This is a genomic window from Exiguobacterium sp. H66 (assembly GCF_018618705.1).
In the GTDB taxonomy this organism is placed as follows: Bacteria; Bacillota; Bacilli; order Exiguobacteriales; family Exiguobacteriaceae; genus Exiguobacterium_A; species Exiguobacterium_A oxidotolerans.
The window spans coordinates 24,122-30,468 of sequence record NZ_JACSMQ010000014.1; the positions used below are offsets into that span (position 1 = coordinate 24,122).

The window sequence follows — 6,347 nt, forward strand, 5'->3', positions numbered from 1 at the left end:
ATGAAATCGTGCCCTACCATGAAAGGATGTGTCATGTCATGAAAATCATGATCGGTTTCGTCAGCATGTCTGGCAACACGGAAGACCTCATGCACTTACTTAAATCAGTACTCGAGCAAAACGGCTGCCAGGTGCAGACGGAAGAACTCGATCAACTATATCCAAGCGACTTAGCGCAGTATGACGCCGTCCTGCTTGGTTCTTACACGTGGGGCGACGGTGATCTCCCATATGAAGCAGAAGACTTCGTCGATGAGCTCGCTGCCAGTTCAATCGTCATTCCGGCTGCTGCCTTTGGTTCCGGTGACCGCGATTATCCGAAATATTGTGCGGCCGTCGATTTGCTTGAACAAGCTCTGACGTCAGCTGGTGCACAAATCGTCTTACCTGGTCTAAAGATTGAATTTGACCCGGATACGACCGACAAACAACAGGCTTGCCGGTCATTTGCACAAGAATTTTTCAAAAACGTCGAACAGCTTGTCGTGAACTGACGAGGTAATAAAGAGCAGACAAGGGTAGCAGATATTGCATCCGCTACCCTTCAGGCTGTAGACAAACTCTTATAAATCATGAAAATTCTACATGAGGATGCAATCAGTTCGCGCTTCCTTGTCTTGCCTCGTCTTCAAACCGGCTGTATGCCTGGATTTCGCTCACGGTATTACATAAAAAGCGTCACGTTTCGTTGACTCCTACGGGAAAAGTGCGTTTTTAACGCACTTTCAGAGGCAGGCAAGACCCTGCTCGTTGTCCGTTAGGATCAAGGAGCAACGGCTTGTCCCTCGCCCGAGGAAAGCAACGGAAAGGTGACAAGCTTTTATCACTCATACTACTTTGTCTACACGCTGAAGGGTAACATATATTACATCTGCTACCCTTATCTCGTTCAAAAGGACTTACTCGCTTCACGCGATTCAAGACGGAATGCACTTGTATTGACCAATATCACGTTGTCACACGATGAGGACTCTTCCGATGTCGGAAGAGTCCCCTGATGTAATGCTTAACCAAGATTCTTTTTCGCTTTCCAGCGTTTTTGAAGATACCACGGCACGATCGTCAAAATTAAAAAGACGATGATTGCACCGATGATGATCCGTGGGTCTTTCGAGACGATGCTGCTCCCTAAAAAGTTATAGGCGAACGTTCCGGGAATGATTCCGATCAGCGTAGCTAAGAAGAACGGCAATAAACGAACTTTCGAGAGTCCAGCTGCGTAACTGATCAAGTCAAAATTAAAAATCGGTAACAGACGGAAGATTAAGACATAGATAAACCCATTCTTCTCGAGCTGTTGCTGGATTTGATCGACTTTTCCGGCACCGTTCTTAATAACTCCTTTGCCGAGCTTTTTCGCGACTAAAAAAGCGACGACTGCTCCTAGTGTTGCACCAATGACGGTATAGACCGTTCCCATCAAGGCACCGAAGGCCAGTCCGCCTGTGATTGACAAGACGGATGCCGGAAAGAAAATCAACGGACGTACGGTATAGAGGAAGATATACAAAATCGGTGCCCACATTCCGAACGATAGAATCCATTCCTTGATTTCTGTCGGACTAATGTTCAAATACGATCGACTGAACCAAATCAGTCCGATGACGATCGCTATTATACCTACAATCTTTAAGATTTTTCGTTGTTGTGACATCATATCCCCCCATTTCTTCACGACAAGCCCTTTTCAGTCGTTTCCCCCTTTTCTTACATATCACGCCTGACTGGACAGGTTTCGTCTGCCGACGATGTTGGGAACTACTAAAAGAGACCACGGAAAGTAGAAAGGTGATAACTATGACACAATCAATAAAAGCACTCGTCTTTGATGTCTATGGTACATTATTTGACGTTCATGCTGTTAAAGTCAAAGCAGAAGAACTCTACCCGGAGCATGGCGCAGACATCAGCCAAGTCTGGCGTCAAAAGCAACTGGAATATTCCTTTTTACGTCAACTGAATGGACAATACGTTCCGTTCAGTCAAGTGACGCGTGATGCACTCCGTTATGCCCTCTTACAATTGAAGTTGCATGTGACGGAAGAAAACATTGCTGCCTTGATGGAGGCCTATCTCGAGCTGTCGCATTACGACGAAGTCGAAGCAGTCTTACAAGAGATGAGCGGCAAACAATTGGCCGTCTTTTCAAACGGCTCCCACGATATGCTTGATCCGTTAATCGAGCAGTCCGGACTCGGATCACTGTTTGATCACATCATCAGCGTCGACGACATCAAACAATATAAACCGACGCCCGCTGCTTACATGCATGCGTTGAACACACTCGGTCTGAAACGCGAAGAAGTCTTGTTCATGTCCTCGAACGGTTGGGACATCACAGGAGCGAAGAGCTTCGGTTTCCGGACGGCCTGGATCAACCGGTCCGGCTTACCGGTCGAAGAACTGAACCTCGACCCCGACAGCATCTATGACGACTTGAACGGTTTGCTCGAATGGAAATGAAGTTAACTAAAAAGACAGCCGATACTCCTCCGTTACATCGAGGAAAATCGGCTGTTTTTTAGTAATTCGCAAGACGCGAATATCCTTTTTTGAAGAGATCGAGCTTCAGTCCACCGTCTTTTTCGATGAAGAAGAGGTACTCTTTTTGATCTGTATCTTTATAAAAAACTTTATAGAGTGTCAGTGTGCGTTTCTTATCATTCTCGACTGCGACTACTTCGTGCTTTGAGATGACTTCTGCTTGTACTTGCTCCGCGTCAAGACGGTCGACCATCGGCTGGAAGGATTCCTTTTCCGCATCCGTCGCCGGTTTCCCCGGTGCGATCGTGAAGTAATCGTCACTTGCCTTGTTCGTCAATCCGTACTTCCGGTCGACGAGAACGACATTTTTTAGTTCACCGTTTACCGTCCGGTCAAACGCATACAGCTTCTCGATCCGCGTTTGCTCTCCTTCAGCACGACCGATTTCGTACAACGGTTCTTGTTTCGTATTCGTTTCGACTGCTTTCTTATCCGGGACAAGTTCCTCTTTGTAAGCGACTTGATAGGCATCGACGATTTCGCGAATCTGTAGTCCGATCGCAACCACGACGAGTATACCAAGTACGACGATAATGACTTTTTTCATGTTGGTTCCCCCATGTCTCTCGTATTCCTTACTTTAAATCTAGCCCAGGTTCTGCATTCATGGCAAGTGTCGATTGGCGCTGCGCCCGATAGGGATGAATCGCCGCGGCTCCGATCATCGCTGCGTTATCGCCACATAAGTGCATCGGTGGGATGACGAGGGTGATCCCTTCACGCTGACAAGCTTCCGTCAATCCGTGGCGTAACCCTTTGTTCGCTGCGACACCACCTGCGAGTAAGAGTTGTTTTCCACCCTTCTCTTTGACGGCACGAATCGCTTTAGCGACGAGCACTTCGACGACACTCGCTTGAAAACTTGCTGCCAAATCTTCCGGGATGATCACTTCACCCCGTTGCTCTGCATTATGCACCGCATTGATGACAGACGATTTTAAGCCGCTGAAGCTAAAATCATACGAATCTTTTTCGAGCCAAATCCGTGGGAAGTGGAATGTGTCTTGTCCTGTTTGTGCCAATTGGTCAATCCGGGGTCCACCGGGATACGGTAATTTCAATGTCCGTGCGACTTTGTCGTATGCTTCGCCTGCTGCGTCATCTCGTGTTTCACCAATCACTTCATACACACCGTCTTCCGGCATATAAATCAATTCCGTATGACCGCCTGAAGCAATCAGGCAGACGAGCGGAAATTCGAGTTCCTGGACGAGACGGTTCGCATAGATGTGTCCGGCGATATGATGGACACCGAGCAATGGTTTACCGTGCGCGAAAGCGAGCGCCTTCGCTGCACTGACCCCAACGAGAAGTGCACCGACAAGACCTGGCCCTTCCGTTACGGCAATCGCATCGATGTCGTCAATCGTTACGTTCGCTTCCGTCAAAGCATCATCGATGACATAAGTGATCCGCTCGACGTGATGACGTGATGCGACTTCCGGGACGACTCCGCCAAAGCGTTTATGGCTCTCGATTTGAGACGAGACGACGTTCGATAAGACGTCCGTTCCTCCCCGGACGACGGCGGCTGCCGTCTCATCACAGCTTGATTCAATGGCAAGTATCAATGGTTGTGTCATGTCTCGTCTCCTTCTAGTTCCAACCAGTAGATGGCTGCATCTTCATTATTGTCTTGATAGTAACGTTTGCGTGTTCCGGCATATAAAAAACCGAGTTTTTCATACAAGGTACGTGCCGGTGTATTCGAGACGCGGACTTCAAGCGTCATGGCCCGCAGACCGAGTTCCCGCGCGACTTCAATCAATTCCTCCAGCAATCCTTCACCAAGCCCGAGCCCACGTGCCGTACGTTTCACAGCGACGTTCGTGATATGACCTTCATCCGCGATATGCCAAAGTCCGGCAAAGCCAATGATTTCGTCCGTTTCTGCGACAAGATAATAGGCATTCGGATTTTGCGTCATTTCTGCGATGAAGGCTGTGAGCGTCCAAGGTGTCGCAAAGGACTCCAGTTCGACCGCATGCACACCGGGTGCATCGGCGACTGTCATTTTACGAATACGCGCGTCAGTCATGACGTTGCGCCTCAATCCACTTCGCTTCTGCCTCGGCAAGGCGTAAATAGCGTGGTTCAAATGCATGCACATCGACCGGGACACGTGTCGCGCCTAGTAAAGCCAATACACCTGCACGTGGTGTCCGAAACGCAGGCGCAACGATTTCAAACGGTTGCAGTGCGTCAACGAATTTTTCCGTATCACCTGTCATCAACGTATCTGTCGGTAACGTCGCAACAAAGTCAGCGACTGTCGTGTGTTGTTCGTCGCCAACGCGCTCACCGTTTTCGTACATACCAACAAACCCCGTTCCGCGGCGTGCATCTTGAATTGCGACGACCCGTCCTGTCCGTCCTGTTGATGCTGCCATCAGTTCGAGCGTCGAGACGGCAACCAGTTCGATGCCGAGTGTATAGGCAAGTGTTTTAGCTGTCGTCGCTCCGATTCTCAGTCCCGTATACGAACCCGGACCATCTGCGACGACAATGCGTGTCAATTCTTTTGGTGACCAGTTCGCTTCTTGCATCAATCGTTCGAGTAACGGCATTAACTTCGTGGCATGGTTCAAGGACGTCACATACGATGCTTCCGCAATGATTTGTGTTCCGTCCGACAGCGCAACAGAAAGTTGTTTTGTTGATGTATCGATCGCTACGATTTTCATAAGCATAATCCCTCGCATATCTTAATGTACGCCTCACCGATTGGCTGAAGACGGAAACGTCGTGCATGGTCTCCTGTCCGTTCGATTGTGATGACGAGCCGTTCCGGAGGCAAGACGTCTGCAATCAACTTTGACCACTCAACGACTGCGACCCCGTCGCCGTTCAAGTATTCTTCAAGACCAATGTCGTCACCCGATCCCTCTAGACGGTAGACATCCATATGGTATAACGGCAAACGACCATTATAGACCTTCATGATTGTAAAGGTCGGACTGTTGACGTTACGCGTCACACCAAGTCCTTTTGCGAAACCTTGCGTAAACGCTGTTTTTCCCGCTCCCAGATCGCCATCCAATGTAATGACCATCCCCGCGAAGGCACGGTGTCCGAGTGTTACTGCGAGTGTAGTCGTCTCTTCTAGATTTGCCATTTCAAGTTCTATCATCCTGCGTCCCTCCTCTTGTCATCTTTCTCTATTGTATCTATTGTACCGAACAAAAAAGACAAAAAAAAATACGAAACGCTGAACGTTTCGTAGTAAAGTTGAAGTTAAGTTTAAAATTGGTTGCGGGGGCTGGATTTGAACCAACGACCTTTGGGTTATGAGCCCAACGAGCTACCAGACTGCTCCACCCCGCGACGATAAACGTTTCGGATTTGAATTATTTAAAAATTGGTTGCGGGGGCTGGATTTGAACCAACGACCTTTGGGTTATGAGCCCAACGAGCTACCAGACTGCTCCACCCCGCGATGATATAACGTTTCGACAGATATTAATATAACATGTCGTTTCATAAATTACAAGGAATTCATTAATTTTATTTAAATATTTTCTTAAAATAACTCAGAAAATGCTCTTTTTGCTTTTAATTAAGCAGCTGTCAGCTTGATTCAGCATGTAGACAACATAATAATCTTTTTCTTTTTTCCTTCCTATCGACTTTGTCCTAGCAGAAAATAAGTAGCGAATTGCCTGTCTGTTAAAGAGAAAAAAGACCGACCTGCAAGATGCAGATCGGTCCTTTTCAATTGCCTGGCAACGTCCTATCCTCACAGGGGGAAGCCCCCAACTACTTTCGGCGTTCAAGTGCTTAACTTCCGTGTTCGGCATGGGAAC

The 6,347-nt window shown here is 48.1% G+C and carries 8 protein-coding genes, 2 tRNA genes and 1 rRNA gene; 2 read left to right on the forward strand and 9 right to left on the reverse strand.

Annotated features, from left to right (window positions below):
- Positions 1–38: 38 nt before the first annotated feature.
- A complete protein-coding gene (locus tag KNP88_RS15270; protein ID WP_214894515.1) occupies positions 39–494 on the forward strand; it encodes a flavodoxin domain-containing protein in 456 nt (151 codons plus the stop codon).
- A 512-nt stretch (positions 495–1,006) separates the two neighbouring features.
- Here the strand turns inward: KNP88_RS15270 and KNP88_RS15275 are convergent.
- Positions 1,007–1,654, reverse strand: a complete 648-nt coding sequence (locus tag KNP88_RS15275) for a TVP38/TMEM64 family protein (protein WP_214894516.1) — start codon at positions 1,652–1,654, stop codon at positions 1,007–1,009.
- Positions 1,655–1,797: 143 nt separating this feature from the next.
- On the opposite strand from KNP88_RS15275, the gene KNP88_RS15280 reads away from it, so the two are divergent.
- The gene (locus KNP88_RS15280) at positions 1,798–2,463 is read left to right on the forward strand and encodes a haloacid dehalogenase type II (RefSeq protein ID WP_088838048.1); all 666 of its coding nucleotides are present in this window, start codon (positions 1,798–1,800) and stop codon (positions 2,461–2,463) included.
- A 58-nt stretch (positions 2,464–2,521) separates the two neighbouring features.
- On the opposite strand, the gene KNP88_RS15285 is transcribed toward KNP88_RS15280, so the two are convergent.
- From KNP88_RS15285 to rrf, 8 genes are all read right to left on the reverse strand, one after another.
- The gene (locus tag KNP88_RS15285) at positions 2,522–3,091 is read right to left on the reverse strand and encodes a hypothetical protein (protein WP_214894517.1); all 570 of its coding nucleotides are present in this window, start codon (positions 3,089–3,091) and stop codon (positions 2,522–2,524) included.
- 28 nt (positions 3,092–3,119) lie between these two features.
- On the reverse strand, positions 3,120–4,127 hold the full coding sequence (tsaD, locus tag KNP88_RS15290; protein ID WP_088838051.1) for a tRNA (adenosine(37)-N6)-threonylcarbamoyltransferase complex transferase subunit TsaD: 1,008 nt from the start codon (positions 4,125–4,127) through the stop codon (positions 3,120–3,122).
- On the reverse strand, positions 4,124–4,582 hold the full coding sequence (rimI, locus tag KNP88_RS15295) for a ribosomal protein S18-alanine N-acetyltransferase (protein ID WP_029331901.1): 459 nt from the start codon (positions 4,580–4,582) through the stop codon (positions 4,124–4,126). The genes tsaD and rimI overlap by 4 nt, the downstream gene beginning before the upstream one ends.
- Positions 4,575–5,228, reverse strand: coding sequence for a tRNA (adenosine(37)-N6)-threonylcarbamoyltransferase complex dimerization subunit type 1 TsaB (gene tsaB, locus KNP88_RS15300; protein WP_214894518.1), 654 nt, complete (start codon positions 5,226–5,228; stop codon positions 4,575–4,577). The genes rimI and tsaB overlap by 8 nt, the downstream gene beginning before the upstream one ends.
- Entirely contained in the window at positions 5,225–5,674 is a 450-nt protein-coding gene (tsaE, locus tag KNP88_RS15305) for a tRNA (adenosine(37)-N6)-threonylcarbamoyltransferase complex ATPase subunit type 1 TsaE (protein ID WP_214894519.1), read from the reverse strand. The genes tsaB and tsaE overlap by 4 nt, the downstream gene beginning before the upstream one ends.
- A gap of 117 nt (positions 5,675–5,791) precedes the next feature.
- A tRNA-Met gene (locus tag KNP88_RS15310) sits at positions 5,792–5,868 on the reverse strand.
- Positions 5,869–5,903: 35 nt separating this feature from the next.
- Positions 5,904–5,980: transfer RNA gene (locus KNP88_RS15315), tRNA-Met, on the reverse strand.
- 281 nt (positions 5,981–6,261) lie between these two features.
- Positions 6,262–6,347: ribosomal RNA gene (gene rrf, locus KNP88_RS15320) — 5S ribosomal RNA — on the reverse strand; the annotation flags it as partial.